Source organism: Frateuria hangzhouensis, from assembly GCF_026410505.1.
GTDB classification, from domain to species: domain Bacteria; phylum Pseudomonadota; class Gammaproteobacteria; order Xanthomonadales; family Rhodanobacteraceae; genus Frateuria_A; species Frateuria_A hangzhouensis.
Window position 1 is genome coordinate 74,626 of record NZ_JAPMIU010000010.1, and the last position, 15,275, is coordinate 89,900.

At 71.0% G+C, this 15,275-nt stretch carries 14 protein-coding genes; 5 read left to right on the plus strand and 9 right to left on the minus strand.

Features of this window, described 5'->3' with window-relative positions; all coding sequences use genetic code 11:
- Nucleotides 1-91 precede the first annotated feature (91 nt).
- On the minus strand, nucleotides 92-1,894 hold the full coding sequence (locus OSC30_RS12030; protein ID WP_267172093.1) for an SLC13 family permease: 1,803 nt from the start codon (nucleotides 1,892-1,894) through the stop codon (nucleotides 92-94).
- A gap of 183 nt (nucleotides 1,895-2,077) precedes the next feature.
- On the opposite strand from OSC30_RS12030, the gene OSC30_RS12035 reads away from it, so the two are divergent.
- Nucleotides 2,078-2,596 (plus strand): GNAT family N-acetyltransferase, encoded by a 519-nt coding sequence (locus OSC30_RS12035; RefSeq protein ID WP_267172094.1) that lies wholly within the window; start codon nucleotides 2,078-2,080, stop codon nucleotides 2,594-2,596.
- Between the two features lie 113 nt (nucleotides 2,597-2,709).
- Here the strand turns inward: OSC30_RS12035 and mddA are convergent, their stop codons facing one another.
- From mddA to OSC30_RS12070, 7 genes are all read right to left on the minus strand, one after another.
- Entirely contained in the window at nucleotides 2,710-3,516 is an 807-nt protein-coding gene (gene mddA / locus OSC30_RS12040) for a methanethiol S-methyltransferase (protein WP_267172095.1), read from the minus strand.
- 60 nt (nucleotides 3,517-3,576) lie between these two features.
- Nucleotides 3,577-5,001: a hypothetical protein gene (locus tag OSC30_RS12045; protein WP_267172096.1), complete on the minus strand. Its 1,425-nt coding sequence runs from the start codon at nucleotides 4,999-5,001 to the stop codon at nucleotides 3,577-3,579.
- A gap of 254 nt (nucleotides 5,002-5,255) precedes the next feature.
- Nucleotides 5,256-7,910, minus strand: coding sequence for a serine/threonine-protein kinase (locus OSC30_RS12050; RefSeq protein ID WP_267172097.1), 2,655 nt, complete (start codon nucleotides 7,908-7,910; stop codon nucleotides 5,256-5,258).
- A gap of 151 nt (nucleotides 7,911-8,061) precedes the next feature.
- Nucleotides 8,062-8,592 carry an ECF-type sigma factor gene (locus OSC30_RS12055; RefSeq protein WP_267172098.1) on the minus strand — a complete coding sequence of 177 codons (531 nt, stop codon included), beginning with the start codon at nucleotides 8,590-8,592 and terminating at the stop codon, nucleotides 8,062-8,064.
- Between the two features lie 190 nt (nucleotides 8,593-8,782).
- Nucleotides 8,783-10,039, minus strand: coding sequence for a heme biosynthesis HemY N-terminal domain-containing protein (locus OSC30_RS12060; RefSeq protein WP_267172099.1), 1,257 nt, complete (start codon nucleotides 10,037-10,039; stop codon nucleotides 8,783-8,785).
- Nucleotides 10,036-11,136 carry a uroporphyrinogen-III C-methyltransferase gene (locus tag OSC30_RS12065; protein ID WP_267172100.1) on the minus strand — a complete coding sequence of 367 codons (1,101 nt, stop codon included), beginning with the start codon at nucleotides 11,134-11,136 and terminating at the stop codon, nucleotides 10,036-10,038. The genes OSC30_RS12060 and OSC30_RS12065 overlap by 4 nt, the downstream gene beginning before the upstream one ends.
- A 215-nt stretch (nucleotides 11,137-11,351) precedes the next feature.
- Entirely contained in the window at nucleotides 11,352-12,122 is a 771-nt protein-coding gene (locus OSC30_RS12070; protein ID WP_267172101.1) for a uroporphyrinogen-III synthase, read from the minus strand.
- Nucleotides 12,123-12,200: 78 nt separating this feature from the next.
- Between OSC30_RS12070 and OSC30_RS12075 the strand changes: the two genes are divergently transcribed.
- From OSC30_RS12075 to OSC30_RS12085, 3 genes are all read left to right on the plus strand, one after another.
- The gene (locus OSC30_RS12075) at nucleotides 12,201-12,674 is read left to right on the plus strand and encodes a YiiD C-terminal domain-containing protein (RefSeq protein WP_267172102.1); all 474 of its coding nucleotides are present in this window, start codon (nucleotides 12,201-12,203) and stop codon (nucleotides 12,672-12,674) included.
- A gap of 26 nt (nucleotides 12,675-12,700) precedes the next feature.
- Nucleotides 12,701-13,114 carry a hypothetical protein gene (locus OSC30_RS12080; protein WP_267172103.1) on the plus strand — a complete coding sequence of 138 codons (414 nt, stop codon included), beginning with the start codon at nucleotides 12,701-12,703 and terminating at the stop codon, nucleotides 13,112-13,114.
- A 113-nt stretch (nucleotides 13,115-13,227) separates the two neighbouring features.
- The gene (locus OSC30_RS12085) at nucleotides 13,228-13,671 is read left to right on the plus strand and encodes a rhodanese-like domain-containing protein (RefSeq protein WP_267172104.1); all 444 of its coding nucleotides are present in this window, start codon (nucleotides 13,228-13,230) and stop codon (nucleotides 13,669-13,671) included.
- A 19-nt stretch (nucleotides 13,672-13,690) separates the two neighbouring features.
- On the opposite strand, the gene OSC30_RS12090 is transcribed toward OSC30_RS12085, so the two are convergent.
- On the minus strand, nucleotides 13,691-14,782 hold the full coding sequence (locus OSC30_RS12090; protein ID WP_425474750.1) for a 2Fe-2S iron-sulfur cluster-binding protein: 1,092 nt from the start codon (nucleotides 14,780-14,782) through the stop codon (nucleotides 13,691-13,693).
- Between the two features lie 29 nt (nucleotides 14,783-14,811).
- Between OSC30_RS12090 and OSC30_RS12095 the strand changes: the two genes are divergently transcribed.
- Nucleotides 14,812-15,249 (plus strand): hotdog fold thioesterase, encoded by a 438-nt coding sequence (locus OSC30_RS12095; RefSeq protein ID WP_267172105.1) that lies wholly within the window; start codon nucleotides 14,812-14,814, stop codon nucleotides 15,247-15,249.
- The last annotated feature ends 26 nt before the right edge of the window (nucleotides 15,250-15,275 follow it).

Sequence of the window (15,275 nt, forward strand, 5' to 3'; positions counted from 1 at the left end):
GCCGGGTGGGCGGGCGTTCCAGCGTGGGGCGGCGGGGACAGGAGCATCGCCCACAAGTGGGCTCCTGCAGGGGCGGTGGCTGGCGGCGACGTCACTCCGCGGGCCAGATCAGTGGCGCCAGCCACGCCAGCGCCAGGCCCAGGATCAGGGTCAACGGCGTGCCGACGCGCACGAAGTCGACGAAGCGGTAGTTGCCGGGCTCGTACACCAGCAGGTTGCCGTGGTGCCCGATCGGAGTAAGAAACGCGGCCACCGCGCCCATGGCGACGCTGAAGACCATGGCCGGCGCGGACAGATGCAGCAGCGCGGCCATGCCCAGCGCAATGGGACCGAGCAGGATCGTGGTGGCGGTGTCGGACAGTATCTGGGTGAACACCGCGGCGGTCAGGAACATCGCCAGCAGCACCCAGGTCGGCGACCAGCCGGACACCACGCCGGAAAGCCACCCGGCGAACAATGTCGCGGTGCCGGTCTGTTCCATCGCCAGGCCCAGCGGAATGGCACCGGCGATGAACACGAAGATGCGTATTTCCATCGACGCGTAGGCCTGCTTCAGCGTCAGGCAGCCGCTTGCCACCATCGCCGCCGCCCCGGCCATGAACGATATCGTCACCGGCAGCAGGCCCGATGCCGCGCCCACGACGCTCAGCCCCATGATCATCGCGGCCAGCCAGCCGCGGCCACGACGGGCGCGCACGCTGCGCGAGAACGGCACCAGCAGCAGGAACGACGGCTCGTGCGCGAGCTGGTCCAGCGCGTCACGGTTGCCCCAGAGCACGACCAGGTCGCCGCCTTTGAGCTGGATCTTGGACAGTTCCTTGCGAATGAAACCGTGCTTGCGCCACAGGCCGACCACCACCACGCCGTAGCGGCGCAGGAAGTCCACGGTACCGATGGTCCGCCCGACCAGTTCCGAATCCGGCGCGACGACGGCTTGCAACAGGCGCTCGTCGTCCTCCCGGCCTTCGCGCGCATCGTCCTTGATCTCCTCGCCGTATTGCACGACCGCGCTCAAGGCCAGGCCCTGCTGGTTCCGCAGCTCGGCCAGTTCGTCCGGGCTGGCCCGCACCAGCAGCAGGTCGCCAACGCCCAACTGCTTGCGCCGCCACGGCCGCCGGCGGGAGTCGCCGTGGCGCAGCCAGTCCACCACCTGGAAACGGCCGGCGTGCTCTTCGCTGAACGCCTGCATGGTCTTGCCGGCGTGAGGCGAGTCCGCCAGCACCACCAGCTCGGTGTAGTAGCGCTCGAGGCGGAAGCGGTCTTCGATGCCGGCCTTGCCCGCGCGGCTGGGCAGCAGCCAGCGCCCGAACAGCAGCACGTAGGCGGTGCCGATCAGGCTGAGCACGATGCCGGCTGGGGCGATCGAGAAGATGCCGATGTCGTGGGCGCCGCCGCGCTCCAGCAGATCGCGCGCGACCAGGAAGGCCGGCGCGGCGATCACCGTCACGGTGGTGCCCAGCGACGCGGCGAAGGCCATCGGCATCATCAGCCGCGAGGCCGGCAGGTTGTGCGAGCGATTGAGCTCCAGGATCACGGGCAGCATCATCGCCGTCACCATCAGGTGGTGGCTGAAGGCGGCCATCAGCGCCACGCAGGGCATGATCACCAGCACCGCCCGCCAGACGCTCGCGCCGGCCATGCGGCCGATCCAGGAACCCAGCCGCGCGGTCAGGCCGGTCTGGGCCAGCCCCGCCGACAGCACGAACATCGCCGCCAGCAGGATCGCCGGATCGCTGGAGAACCCGGACAACGCCTCGGCCGGCTTCAGCACGCCGCTGGCGGCCAGCGCCACCACGATCAGCACGCCGGTCAGGTCGATGCGCACCCACTCGGTCACCAGCAGGACCAGTGCCCCCACCAGGATGACCAGAAACAGGATCTGTTGGAGTTCCATGTTTCGGACATACTCCCGACGTTCGCGGCCGTATCGTGACGGTCGCCGGTAACGCGCGCGGGTGCGCGCGGGCTGGATGGCGCCTGATTACCTGCGCTCTGGTGGATCTTGAGTGAGGACCGGGCCGCGGGTGCGTTGCGGGCAGGTTCCACAGTCATGGTCCCCGGGCGGTCGGAGGTTTGCTTGCCTACGTTGAGAACGGCCGACCGCGGCGACGCCACGCGACTTTCAGCGTTCGCCGAACACACCTTCCGGGACACCTTCGGCGCCACCAACGCGCCCGAAGACATGGCGGATCATTGCCGCACCAGCTACGGCCCGGACATCCAGGCAAGGGAGATCGCCGACCCGGCCCGGCTTACCCTGCTGTGCGAAGAGAAAAGCCGCCTGGTGGGGTTTGCCCAGCTTCGCTGGGAGGACGCGCCGGCTTGCGTGGCGGCCCGTGCGCCCGGCGAGATCCAGCGCCTGTACGTGGTCACCGACCGGCACGGCCAGGGCGTTGCGCGACAACTCATGGACGCCTGCCTCGCGGCAATGCGGGTGCGCGGCTCGGACGTGGCCTGGCTGGGCGTGTGGGAGCACAACCCGCGGGCGATCGCGTTCTATCGCAAATGCGGATTCGTCGAAGTCGGCGACCACGTCTTTCCCCTGGGTAGCGATCCCCAGCGGGATGTCGTGATGGTCCGGCCCGTCGTCGGCTAGCCCCCACCAGCGGGTCTGGGACCTGCAGGGGCCCATTGGTGGGCGATGCTTTTCCGGCCGCCGGACTGCCCACCAGTAGGCCCCTGCAAGCAGAGCGTGACAGCCCGGCAGGATCACCGATGCAGACGTGGCTCCGTTCCCGCGGCATGCCCCAACGGGCACGCCGTCGGCGCGTTGTGCCGGCCACGCGCCGCGCGCCACGGCAACAGCATCGGCACGTCGCGCTGGTAGCTGCGGTAGGTGTCGCCGAACTGGGCGACCAGGTCGCGCTCCTCGAGAAACTTGACCGCGACCAGGATGTAGCCGGTTGTCATCACGGCGAACAGCAGGTGGCCCTGGCTCATGTCCGGGGTGGACCAGAACGCGATCAGGAATCCCAGCATCAGCGGGTGCCGCACCAGGCGGTAGAAAGCGCGCGTGACAAACGGCGTGTCGCACCCGGCGCGGCGGTGGTGGGCGTAGTACCAGACCTGGCGCAGGCCGAACAGGTCGAAATGGTTGATCAGGAAGGTGCTCGAAAGCACCAGCAGCCATCCAGCTGCGGCCAGTGCGTAGAGCACCCAGCGGGCGATCTCATGATCCACCTGCCAGACCGTCGCAGGCAGCGCGCGCCACTGCCAGAACAGCAGGATCAGCGCCAGGCTGCTCAGAAGAACGTAGGTGCTGCGCTCGACCGGTGCGGGGACGTACCGGGTCCACCAGCGCTTGAACGCCGGCCGGGCCATGCCGCTGTGCTGCACGGCGAAGAGTCCCAGCAACAGCAGATCGATCGCCAGCGTGGCGGCCGGTGGCGCCGTCGTGCCGGTATCGATGGTGCGGGGGACGGCGAAGCCGCTGACGAAACCGATGGCGTAGAGGAACGTGAGCAGGAAGAGACCGTAGGCGACGGCGCCGTAGAGGATGGCGAGCGGGCGGGACATGGTGGCGACCTCGTGTGGAGGGTGATGGGGTTTCGCAGTGGGTCGGGGTTCGACGGGCCTTTACAGCGCGGAGAGGAAGGTCACCAGGTCACGCTTCTGCCGCGTGCTCATGTGGATCCCGAAGCGGTGGTCGTAGAAATCGACGACGTCGCGCAGACTGGCGGCCGAGCCGTTGTGGAAGTACGGCGCGCGGGCGGCCAGGCCGCGCAGGATCGGGCCCTTGAACTTGCCGATGTCGGCCCACTTGCCGGTGAGCATGGCCAGGCCGGGGTCGGTGGTCTGCACGCTCTTGCCGGTGGCGATGTTGGTGAGCGTGTACAGCGGCAGGTCGGGAGTGCGGCGGCTGGCGGCGGCGATGCCGATATCGACCGGCAAGGCGACCGAGTGGTTGCCGATGTTGGGTGCGTTGTGACAGCTGCTGCAACTGCCGCGGATCACCCGCTGGCCGGTGAGGTCGTTGAGCCCGCGCACGCCGCGGATGTCGATGGGCATCGAGTTGAACAGCTTCTCGCCGCGCGCGATGGCGGCCCGCGCGCGACCGCGCCGGTCGCGGCGGAACGGCGCGCCGGGATCGTCCCAGCTGTCGAACAGGCGCATGGTCTTCGCGTCGAACGCATCGCCGCTGGGGTCGTTGCCCAGGGTGTCGTTGATCCCGATCCAGAAGCGCTGCTGGGCGAGGATGTTGGCGCCACCCATGGCGTCGTCCTCGTTGAGCCGGCCGGCGGCGTTGTCATCGATCTGCGCGGCCACCAGGTGCAGCTCGAACTCGACGATGCGCTCGATGATGTCCCCGCCCGGCGCGCTCGACGCCTGCTCGTGGCCGACGATGGCGTGGCGCGCCTGCGCGGCCAGGCTGGTGCGCAGGTTCTGCAGGTCGATGCCGGCGTCCATCGGCGGGTTGAACGGGGTGAAGGTTTCGCGGCCATCCCACATCACCGCGGTGAGCCAGATCAGGTTGGCCGCCGGCAGCGGCCGGCGGAACAGCGACAGCTCGCGCGCGCTGGCGTAGCCGTAGGGATCGTCGACCGCGGTCAGGCGGAACTGCGCGTTGTCCGGCATCGGCATGCCGATGCGCACCAGGCCACGGTCGAGCAGCATGGCGTAGGCGCTGCGGCGGGCCTCGACGCTGGAGACGTCGGCCAGCGGCGAGACGGCGCCGTCGACCGGCGAGAACACCGGATCCATGCCGTTCGTGCGGTCGAAGCGCTGGCGCAGCTCTTTCGGGGTGATCGTCCAGCCTTGCGCCTGGCGATGGCAGGAGTTGCACGAACGGCCGTTGCTGCCGAGCGGCTGGAAGAATGGATTGTCGCTGTCGATACGTCCGCTGGGCGTGCGGGTCTGCAGCCAGCCGGAGGCGTTGGCGGTGGTCAGCGGACGGTTGCGCTGTTGCGCCTGCGCGGTGCCGGCCGCGGCCAGCAGCAGGATGGCCAGCCTGGTGGCCAGGCGCCGGCAGGCGGCGAACCGGAAAGTGCGGTGATCGAACATGATGCTGCCCCGTGTAGTGGTGCGCCTCCGTGCCTGGTCTGGCCAGGAGGGCTTCAGGACGGGGAACACCGCGTAACCGGGAACTGCGACATGCCGGCGGCGCCGGCCAGGCATTCCTGAATTGCCCACCGGCCCGATGACTTGCAGGAGCGCACCTGTGCACGACCGCCCGGAGCGCCGAACCCGCGATGGCGCAGGATCGAGCGGCCTTTCAAGGTTGGCGGCAAAAGGAGCGGGGCCGCCGTACCGCAGCGTCACCGGCGCGGCTTCATGCCGGCGTGCCAACGGGCCAGCCGGGTGCCGACAGGCCAATGGCGGATGCGGCCGAGCGCGGTTTCGAACGCCGGGTCGTCGACCGCGACCGCGGCCAGCGTGAGTTGCGATTCCAGGCGCCAGGGGTGGCTGGACGGCGCCTGGGCGCGATCCAGCGCGGCGACCAGTTGCCGTGCATCGCGCGCGGCGGCCCCGCCATGTCCGAGGGCGCGGGCCAGGCGCGTGGATTCGATCAGGTACAGCGGCCACGACAACGGGTCGTCGGCGTGCACGCGCGCGTTCGAGGCGGCGGCCCGGGCATAGGCCGCCTCCGCGCCCCTGGTGTCGCCCGTGGCGGCCAGCGCGCGGCCGTGGGCGAGTTCGGCCAACGCGAGGGAGACGTCACGGCCGCGGTGGCAGCTGGCGCCATCGGCGAGGGCGCGCGCGGCATGTGCGGCGGCGGCTTGCGGATGCTGCAGCAGGAGCCGGGCGCGCGCCTGTTGCAGTTCGCTCCAGGCGATCGAGCAGCGCGATGCGTTGCGCGCGCGCTGCGTGTCGATCACGGCGAGCGACTGGGCCAGCGCGGCGCCGGCGTCCTCCCGCGCCAGCAACACGTCGATGCGCTGCACCCTTGGTTCCAGCGGCTTGCGATGCAGGCTGTTGCCGAGCGAATCGACCAGCGCCTGGGCCTTGCGCGCATACGCCTCGGCGGCATCGAGCTCGCCGCGGTAGAGGGCGATCTTCGATTGCAGCTCGATGGTGTTGGCCAGGCTCATCGGCGTGGCCCCGCGCCGCTTGCGCGCCAGTGCCTCGTTGGCCAGCACGCCGGCTTCGGCGATACGGTCGGCGTCCAGCAGCACGCTGGCCAGGTCGTGGGTGGCGAAGGCCAGTGCGGCACAGCGCTGGCCGGCGGCGCAGTCGGCGCGATAGGCGGCAATCATCTGGCGGCCGTAGGCCACCGCGCGATCCATGTGGCCGCGGCCGTCCTCCACCACCATCGCGATCTTCAGCAGTTCGGCGTGCGGCGCGTCGGCCGGCAGGCGCCGCGCCGGGATCGCCAACAACGGCCCGAGGCGCTGTGCGGCCTCGTCGTAGCGGCTGCGACGGATCAGCGTGCGCACCAGCCCCATGCGGCTCTGCACGCGCACGGACGAGCTTGCCGGCAGATCCGCGGCGTTGGCGTCGGCGGCACGCAGCAGCTTCTCGGATCGTTCGTAGTCGCCCATGTCGCGCAGCACGTTGCCCAGCGTGTAGAGCAACTCGGCGTGCAGCTCGGGCTGGTCGCGCAGTTCCTGCGGCAGGCTTTCGGCGGCGGTGTAGACCAGCGTCGGCACGTCCGGGCGCTGGCTGGCGGGCACGTCCGGCGCGGTGTTGCCGAGCAGGTTCACCACGAAGTCGCGGATCGCCTCGGCCCGCTGCGCTTCGTGGCGCGCCACGCTGGCCTGCCACAGGGCGACCGACAGCGACACGAGGATGGCCAGCAGGAACACCACGGTGATCGCCACGCCGCCACGGTGCCGCGCCACGAACTTGCCGGCGCGGTACCAGCGCGAGGGCGGGTGCGCCTGCACCGGTTCATTGTCGAGGTGCCGCTCGAGGTCCTCGGCCAGCGCGCCGGCCGAGGCGTAGCGGCGGTCCGGTTCGGCGCACGCGGCCTTGCGCACGATGTTGTCGAGGTCGCCGCGAAGCTTGCGCCGGATCGGCATCACCGCGGCCGGCGACGGCGCGAGCCCGTAGGCGTTGGCGATCGACCGCGCATCGGTGCGCGAGGGCAGCGTGGTGGTGGTCGCCGTGGCGCCGATGGCACGGCGGCGACCACTGATCAGTTCGTCCAGCAGGATGCCCAGCGCATAGACGTCGGTGGCGGTGGTGACCGGCTGCTGGGCGAACTGCTCCGGCGCGGCGTAAGCCGGGGTGAGCGCGCGATGCTGGGTGCGGGGGGCGCCGGTCATGTCCTCGTCGAGCAGCTTGGCGATGCCGAAATCCAGCAGCTTGACGTCGCCTTCGGCGGTGACCAGCACGTTCGATGGCTTGAGGTCGCGGTGCACGATCAGCGCGCGATGGGCCGTCTCCACCGCGCGGCACACCATCAGGAACAGCACCAGCCGCTGGCGCAGGCCGAGCGCGCGCTCGCGCGCGTAGTCCGTGATCGGCTGGCCGTCGACCAGTTCCAGCGCGATGTAGGCCAGGCCGCCATCGGCGATGCCGCCCTCGATCAGCCGCGCGATGCCCGGATGGCGCAGCCGCGCCAGCGCCTCGCGCTCGCGGCGGAACTGCCGCTGGGCCTCGGCCGTGTAAAGGCCACGCGCCAGCAGCTTGATCGCCACCTCCTGGCGCACGCCGTCGTTTTCGCGGCATGCGCGGAACACCGTGGACGAGCCGCCTTCGCCGAGCACCTCGATCAGCTCGAACGGACCGATGCAGCTGCCGGCGGGCAGCGCCTCGGCCACGCTGGCGTCGCCGATCGCATGCGCCGCCCGCGCCGCATCGCCGGTGGACAGCAACTCGCCCTCGGTGGCGTCGGCCACCAGCATGCGTTCCAGTTGCGCGCGTAGCCGCGGGTCCGGGCAGCGTTCGGCCAGCAGGTTCGCGCGCGCGTCGGCCGGCAGCGGGAGCGCTGCCTCGAACAGCTCGCGCAAGGACGGTAGGGATGCCATGGCGACCTTCTCCGACGATGCCCCGCGCTTCGATAAACCCCGAATGCGCGCGGTTTGCGACCTGGACCGCAGCGTGCCCGTCCACGACCTCGGGCGGCAGAAGCGCGCGGGGCGAAACCTTGCAGCCGGACGGCCTCGATCGCCCTGCCTGCTAGTCCATGCGCGCCTTGATGAAGGCGCGCGCGAAACGCCAGTCGCGATCGATCGTGCGCCGGCAGAGCCCGAGCGTTTCACCGACCTGCTCCAGGCTCAGCCCGGCGAAGAAGCGCAGCTCCACGACCTGCGCGGCGCGCGGGTCGGCCTGCTCGAGCTCGTCCAGCGCGGCATCCAGCGCCAGCGCCTGCTCGGCGGTGTCCAGGGCCAGTTTCAGCGCGCGATGGTCCAGCGTGACGCGCTGCCACTGCCCGCCGGCACACAACCGCAGGCGGTCGCGCGCCCGGTTGATCAACAGATGGCGCATGGCGCGCGCGGCATAGCTGAAGAACTGCGCGGGATGTTCGAACTGCAGCCCTTCGCGCTGCCCCATGCGCAGGTACAGCTCATGCACCAGCTCGGTGGTGTCCAGGGTGCCGTGGGGACGTCCGGCCAGCTGCTTGGCGGCCATGGCCTTCAGGCGTGCGTAGACGGTGACGAAAAGTTCTTCCGCCGACTGGTCGAGCGGTGTCTGCCGGGATTCGGGCATGGCGAAGTACCCCGTCGATGCAGGTCTTCAACGGGGCGATGGTACGCCTGTGCCGAGTGGCTGGCGTGGTGGTCCGGACGAGGTCGCCCGCTCGCGGGCCAACGTGTCCGACCGCCTTTCCCGCGAGCCCCGGCCCTCACCCGAACCTTCTCCCCGACGGGGAGAGGACTTCGGATGGCGAGCGGACGCCTTAGCCGCGCAGCCGCGGCATGCCGTGCTCGTCGCGTTCTTCCACCGCCAGCGAGCGGGTATCCGGATGCGAGAGCCGGCTGTCGCGCGGCAGCTCGACGGTGGCCTCGCCGCGGGCGAGCGCCAGCGCATTGCGGTAGCAGCGCTGGGCGAGGGGGATGTCGCCCTGGCCGACGCAGGCGTCGCCCATGGCCTCCCAGGCGCCGGGACTGGGCGCGATGGCGAGCGAGCGTTCCAGATAGGTGCGTGCCTTGCCCCACAGTTGCTGGCGCACGCACATGCGGCCCAGTGCAAGCAGCAGGCCGGGGTCGTTGGGATGGGCGTCGAGCCAGCCTTCGGCGCGGCGCAGGCGGGCGTCGAGGTCGTCGCTGTCGAGCGCGCCCCAGGTTTCGGCCAGTTGCGGCGACCACTCGCGGCGCAGCGCGGATTCGAGTTCGTCCATCGCCGGCAGCGTCAGGCCGAAAGCCGCCGCGCGGCGGGCGTAGGCGTCGATCACCGTCGGCGCACGGCGCTGGCCCTTGCCCAGCTGCGACCACAGTGCGTTGAGCGATGGGCCTTCCGTAGCCGCGTTGATGGCGGCGACCAGCACCTGCGTTTCCAGCGCGGCGTAGCGCTGGGAGCCGAGCGCGCCGCTCTTGTGCAGCGGTTCGAGTGCGGCCATGGCGCGGCGGGGCTCGCCGGCGGCGAGCGCGGCGAGCGCCAGTTCGTGCCAGCCGCCGGGGGTGAGGTTGCCGCTGTCGGCTTCCGGGCCCAGCAGCGCCAGTGCCTCGGCCGGCTTGCCGTCGCGGCGCAGCACGCGGGCGCGCACCACGCGGGCGGCCTGCGGCGCGGCCTGGCCGGCGCGGTTGAGGGCTTCGAGTGCGCGCGCCGGCTCGCCGCGACGCGAGGCGGCTTCGGCCGACGCGAGCAGGGCGGGACCGCGCAGGTCATCCAGCCGCGCGGCACGTTCCAGGTCGCGCTCGGCTTCGCCATGGCGGCCTTCCATCAACGCAACCAGGCCGCTGCCCAGGCGCTGCCGGCTGACCCGGCGGTGCCGCCGCGTCATCGCGCCGAACGGCCAGCGCGCCAGCCGCCACAGCCCGGTGAGGATGGCCCAGGCCAGCAGCACGATGACCAGCGCCGCTACCACGGTGGTTTCCACCCGCCAGCCACGCAGGCGCACCAGGACATAACCCGGATCTTCGGCGACCCAATGCCAGCCGAACGCAGCCAGCGCCGCGACCACGATCAGCAGCAACAGCCAGCGCCACGGCTTCACGGCCGCTGCCCCGTGCTGGCGGCGGGGGCCGGCGTGGCGTCGGCCGCCCTGAGCGCATGCACCGCACGCAGGTTGCGCAGTTCGGCCAGCGCGGCACCCAGTTGCACCGGGGTAGCCGGCGCCAGGGTCTTGGCCAGGCTGGCCAGTTGCGCCTGCGCATGGGCGACGGCGGGGTCATGGGTATCGAACTGCGCGGCCAGGCTGGCCTGGGCACGGGCAACCGCATCACGCGCGGCGTCGACGTCGGCGGCCAACAGCGCGGCCTGCGCCTGGGCCAAATCCAGCGCGGCCAGTTCGCGGGCGAAGCGGGCGTCGGCCATCGCCAGCGGCGCGCCGTTGTCGCGCTGCACGCTGACCACGCTGCCGAGCGCCCGGCCGATCCGCGCCCAGGCACCCGGGTTGACTTGGCCGCCGGACGTATCCCGCGGCGCGAGCGGGAGCGTTTCCAGCGCGCCGCGCAGTTGCTGCAGGGTATCGACCGCCCGGGTCCGCGGCAGGCCCTGCTCCAGCGCCTCGCGCTCCGCGGCGATGCTCTGGCGCACGCCGGAGAAGGCGCCGTCGTTGACCGCCGCCAGCGCCTGGTCGGCCAGCGCGTAGGCGGCCGCGGCGCCCTGCGCGTCGTGGAACAGCACGTAGCGTTGCTGGCCCATGCGCAACAGCGTTCCGGTCTCGTCCAGCAACATCGCGTCATGGCCGGAGAGGCTCTTTTCCGAGAGCTTGGCGACCGCGTCCTCCAGGTTGCGCAGGCGCTCGGACTGGCCAAGCATTTCCTCGCGCAGGCTGCGGTTGACCTGCTCGGCGTCGCCCAGGCGCTGGCGTAGCGAGCTGCGTTCATCGCCGAGGGTACCGAGGGTGCCTTCGAGCTGTCCGACCCGCTGGTCGAGATTGTCGCTGGCGCTGCCCTGCGCCTGCTGCCACTGGCGCCAGGCCACGTAACCGGCCAGGCCGAGCGCAAGCAGGGCCAGCAACAGGGCCAGCGCAAGCGTGCCGCCGCGGCGCGGAGCCGCGGCGGGTGCCCGCGCGGGGCGCGGGGCGGGCGTCGCGGCCGGAACCGGCGTCGCGGCGGGACGGTCGGAAGCGAGGTCGTCTTGGCTCATGCGCGCCATGCTAGCAGCCCGCATGGCGGGCTTCGCATGGTCGGCGTGAAGCGGTGTGCGCTCATACAAGGCACCTCGAAAAGCTCCGTAAGCTTCCGGCAACTGTAGGAGCCCACTGGTGGGCGATGCTTTTGGCGGTGCGATCAGGCGTAAGAGCATCGCCCACCAGTGGGCCCCTACAAAGCATCGCGCGAAAGGAAGTTGTTCGAGGTTCCCTACGGGGGGGTGCCCGCGGCAGCGGCGAGCAGGTCGGCCGGCATCGCCGAGGCGGCACGAAGCACTTGGTGAAAGCCGGCATCGCGGGCGGCCTCTTCCAGCCGCTCGCTGCTGACCACTGCGACCACCGCGCACAGGCGCGACCAGGCCTGCGGCGGCAAGGCGTGGCGCAGATTCGCCAGAGCCTGCGCGCTGGACAGCAGCACCCGCGCGTCCGGCCGCAATTGCCGCACGGCGTCGACGTGGCGCCGATCCAGTCGCGGCGCGGCGCGCCGGTACACCCACACCTCGCGCAGCCGTGCGCCGCCGTCGCGCAGGCGCTGCTGAAGCAGGCCGCGTCCGCCGGGGGCACCGATCAGCGCCACGCGGCGCCGGCGCACGTCGTGCAGGGCGGGCAGGTCGAGCAGGCCTTCGCTGTCCTGGTGCCGGGTGGGCGCCTGCACGGTCACTCCGTGGCGACGCAATGCGGCGGCGGTGCCCTGCCCCACCGCCAGCACCGTGGCGTGCGTGTGCAACGGCTCCCATGCGGCGGCGAAGCGCACCGCGGCCGGGCTGGTGAACAGCAACAGCTCGTCCGCGTGCAGCGCCTCACGCAACTGCCCACGGGCCTGGTCGGCATCATCGACCGGCCGCAGCGCCAGGCCCGGCAGCAACAGCGGCATGCCGCCGCGCGCACGCACCTGGCGCGCGAAGGTCGCGGCGGTGCCGGCAGGCCGGGTGATCACGATTTGCCGGCCGTGCAATTGCCCGTTGGAACAAGCCTGTGGCACCGCGCCATCCACGCAACAAACAGGCCGCCAGTGTAAGCCGCTCGCTACACTTGCCGCTTTTCGACCGAAGCCTTTGCCGTGACCGATCCCCAACTGCTCGCCGACGACCTGCTGCACTTCATCCGCGACAGGATCCCGCTCGCCCGCGCCATGGACCTGCGCCTGGACCATGTCGCGCGGGACAGCCTCGCGTTGGCCGCGCCGCTGGCGCCGAACGTCAACGACAAGGGCTGCGCGTTCGGCGGCAGCCTGGCCAGCGTGATGACGCTGGCGGGCTGGGCGCTGGTGGAACTGGCATTGCAGCGCCGCGGCGAAGCCTGCGACGTGTTCGTGGGCGATTCGCGCGTACGCTACCTCGAACCGGTATGGAGCGATTTCCGCGCCGAGGCGCGGCTGGCCGAAGAGGCCGACTTCGGCACTTTCTTCGCCACGCTGGCCGAGCGCGGCAAGGCGCGCATCGACGTGCGTTGCGCCGTGCCCGGCAGCGGCGCGCGCCCGGCCGCCACGCTGGAGGCGCGTTTCGTCGCCAAGCGGCGCGCTGGGGCACAATGAAGCCTGGTACTCGAGGGGGATCCGCCATGCGCCGCTACCTGCTTCCGTTGCTCGCTGCCGTCGCCATGCTGTGCGCCGGCTGCGCCACCGACCAGCGCAACCAGTCGCTGGTCACCACGCTCAACGCGTACGCCAGCGCGCTGCGCTGGGGCGATTTCCAGAACGCGCGGCAGTTCGTCGATCCAAAGGTGCGCGATTCCAGTCCGCTGACGCCGCTGGACCTGGCGCGCTACCGGCAAGTGCGCGTGGTGGGCTACGACGAAGGCGCCGGTCCGGTGCCCGATGGCGAGCTGCAGGTGCGCCAGGTGGTGCAGATCGGGCTGGTCAACATCAATACCCAGGCCGAGCGTACGGTGACCGACCGTCAGACCTGGCGGTTCGATCCGGAGAAGAAGCGCTGGTGGCTGACCAGCGGGCTGCCGGATATCACGCGCGAGTAGCGTCTGTTCCCTCGCGCCGGCGGCGAAAGGGGTTCCATACGGGCCACCTTTGCGCCTGCCGCGCCGCTACCGGATAATCGCCGGTTTGCGCATCCGGCCGGGCCCATCGAGCAATGAACGACTTCCTGCACAAGCTCCCCACGTTCGTGGGCAATCACATGGCGCTGTCGGCGCTGTTCGTGATCATCCTGGTCGCGCTGGTGGCGATGGAATTCGGCCGCCTGCTACGCAAGTACAAGGAACTCTCGCCGTCCGGGCTCACGCTGCTGATCAACCGCGAAAACCCGCTGCTGGTGGACCTGTCCGCCCGCGCGGATTTCGAAAAGATGCACGTGCCCGGCGCGCGCCACGTGCTGCCCAGCCAGTTCGACCCCGAGCACAAGGACCTGGTCAAGGCGCGGGAACTGCCGGTGGTGGTGATGGACAAGGACGGCCGCGGCTCCGACAAGGCCGCGCAGCGGCTGGTCAAGGCCGGCTTCAGCAAGGTCTATACGCTGGGCGGCGGCGTGCTGGCGTGGCAGCAGGCGCAGTTGCCGGTCGCCAAGGGCAGCAAGTAAGCCAACGGCAAATGGCGCTCTATCCGCCGATGCCAGCGCGGCCGGCCAGGATCTGCGCCAGCACATCCGGCGCGTAGTCGAACGAATCGAAGTACAGCCGCTCGTCGGGCAGGCCGGCGTCGGCGAACAATCGGCGGCCCGCGTCGATCATCGCCGGCGGACCGCTCATGTAGACCTCGTGGCCGGACAGGTCCGGCTGGTCTTCCAGCACCGCCTCGTGCACCAGGCCGGCGCGCAGGCCCGCGGCGGCGGCCTGTTCGGGGTCGGACAGCACCGGGCGAAAGACCAGGTGCGGCGCCTCGCGTGCCCAGCGTTCGGCCAGCCCGCGCAGGTACAGGTCGCCCGCGCTGCGCGCGCCCCAGTACAGCGCCATCGGCCGGCGCGTGCCCAACGCCAGGAAGTGCTCGACGATCGCCTTGACCGGCGCGAAGCCGGTGCCGCCGGCCATGAAGATCATCGGTCGCTCCGAATCCTCGCGCGGCACGAACGTGCCCAGCGGCCCCTCGATATGCAGCCGCGCCCCCGGCACCAGCCCTTCGTGCACCCATGAGGTGAAACCGCCGCCGGCGACGTGGCGCACGTGCAGTTCGATGCTGCCGTCCGGGCGCGGGCCGCCGGCGATCGAGAACGGCCGGCGCTTGCCCTCCTCCAGCAGCACGTCCAGGTACTGGCCGGGCAGCCAGGTCAGCGGCTTGCCGCCGGGTACCGGCTTGAGCACCAGGCCGATGACGCCCGGTGCCAGCGGGTGTTTGGTGGCGACTTCGACGGTGAGTCGCCGGCGCGCGATGTCCTCCACCGAGGTCACCTCGCGTGCGGCGATGGTCAGGTCGCTGGCCGGCACCGCCTGGCACATCAGGATCGCGTGCGCCGACCCCGCGCTGCCGCTCAGCGCCACCGGCGGGTTGCGCGGGTAGCCACAGCGTCCGTCCAGCAAGGTGGCCTTGCAACTGCCGCAGACGCCGGCGCGGCACGAGTAGGGCAAGGCAATGCCGGCGCGCTGCGCCGCCTCGAGCACGGTTTCGCCCGGCGCGGCGGGAAAGGTGCGACCGGAATGGGACAAGGTGATGGTGAACACCCGTGCATTGTCGCCGCGACCACCGTGGACGGACAATGCACGCTTCCCCTCACGCGGTCTTTCCCATGGCGATCTGGAAGCAGGCACCCGACCTCGAACGCATCAACGGCTGGAGCGACAACACGCTGATGCAGGCGCTCGGCATCCGCTTCACCGCGATCGGCGAGGACTGGCTGGCCGGCACCATGCCGGTCGACGCGCGCACGCACCAGCCGTTCGGGTTGCTCCATGGCGGTGCCTCGGTGGCGCTGGCCGAGACACTGGGCAGCTCCGCGGCGCTGCTCACGCTCGATCCCGAGCAGGAGGTGGCGGTGGGGCTGGACATCAACGCCAACCATATGCGCGGCGTGCGCAGCGGGATCGTCACCGGCACCGCCAGGGCGCTGCACCTGGGGCGCTCGACGCAGGTGTGGGAGATCCGCATCGAGAACGAGGATGGCGCGCTGGTGTGTGTTTCGCGATTGACCATGGCGGTGGTGCCGCGGCGGGCGGTAGTGCGGTGAACGCGCGTGTAGCTCCGTCTCCCCTG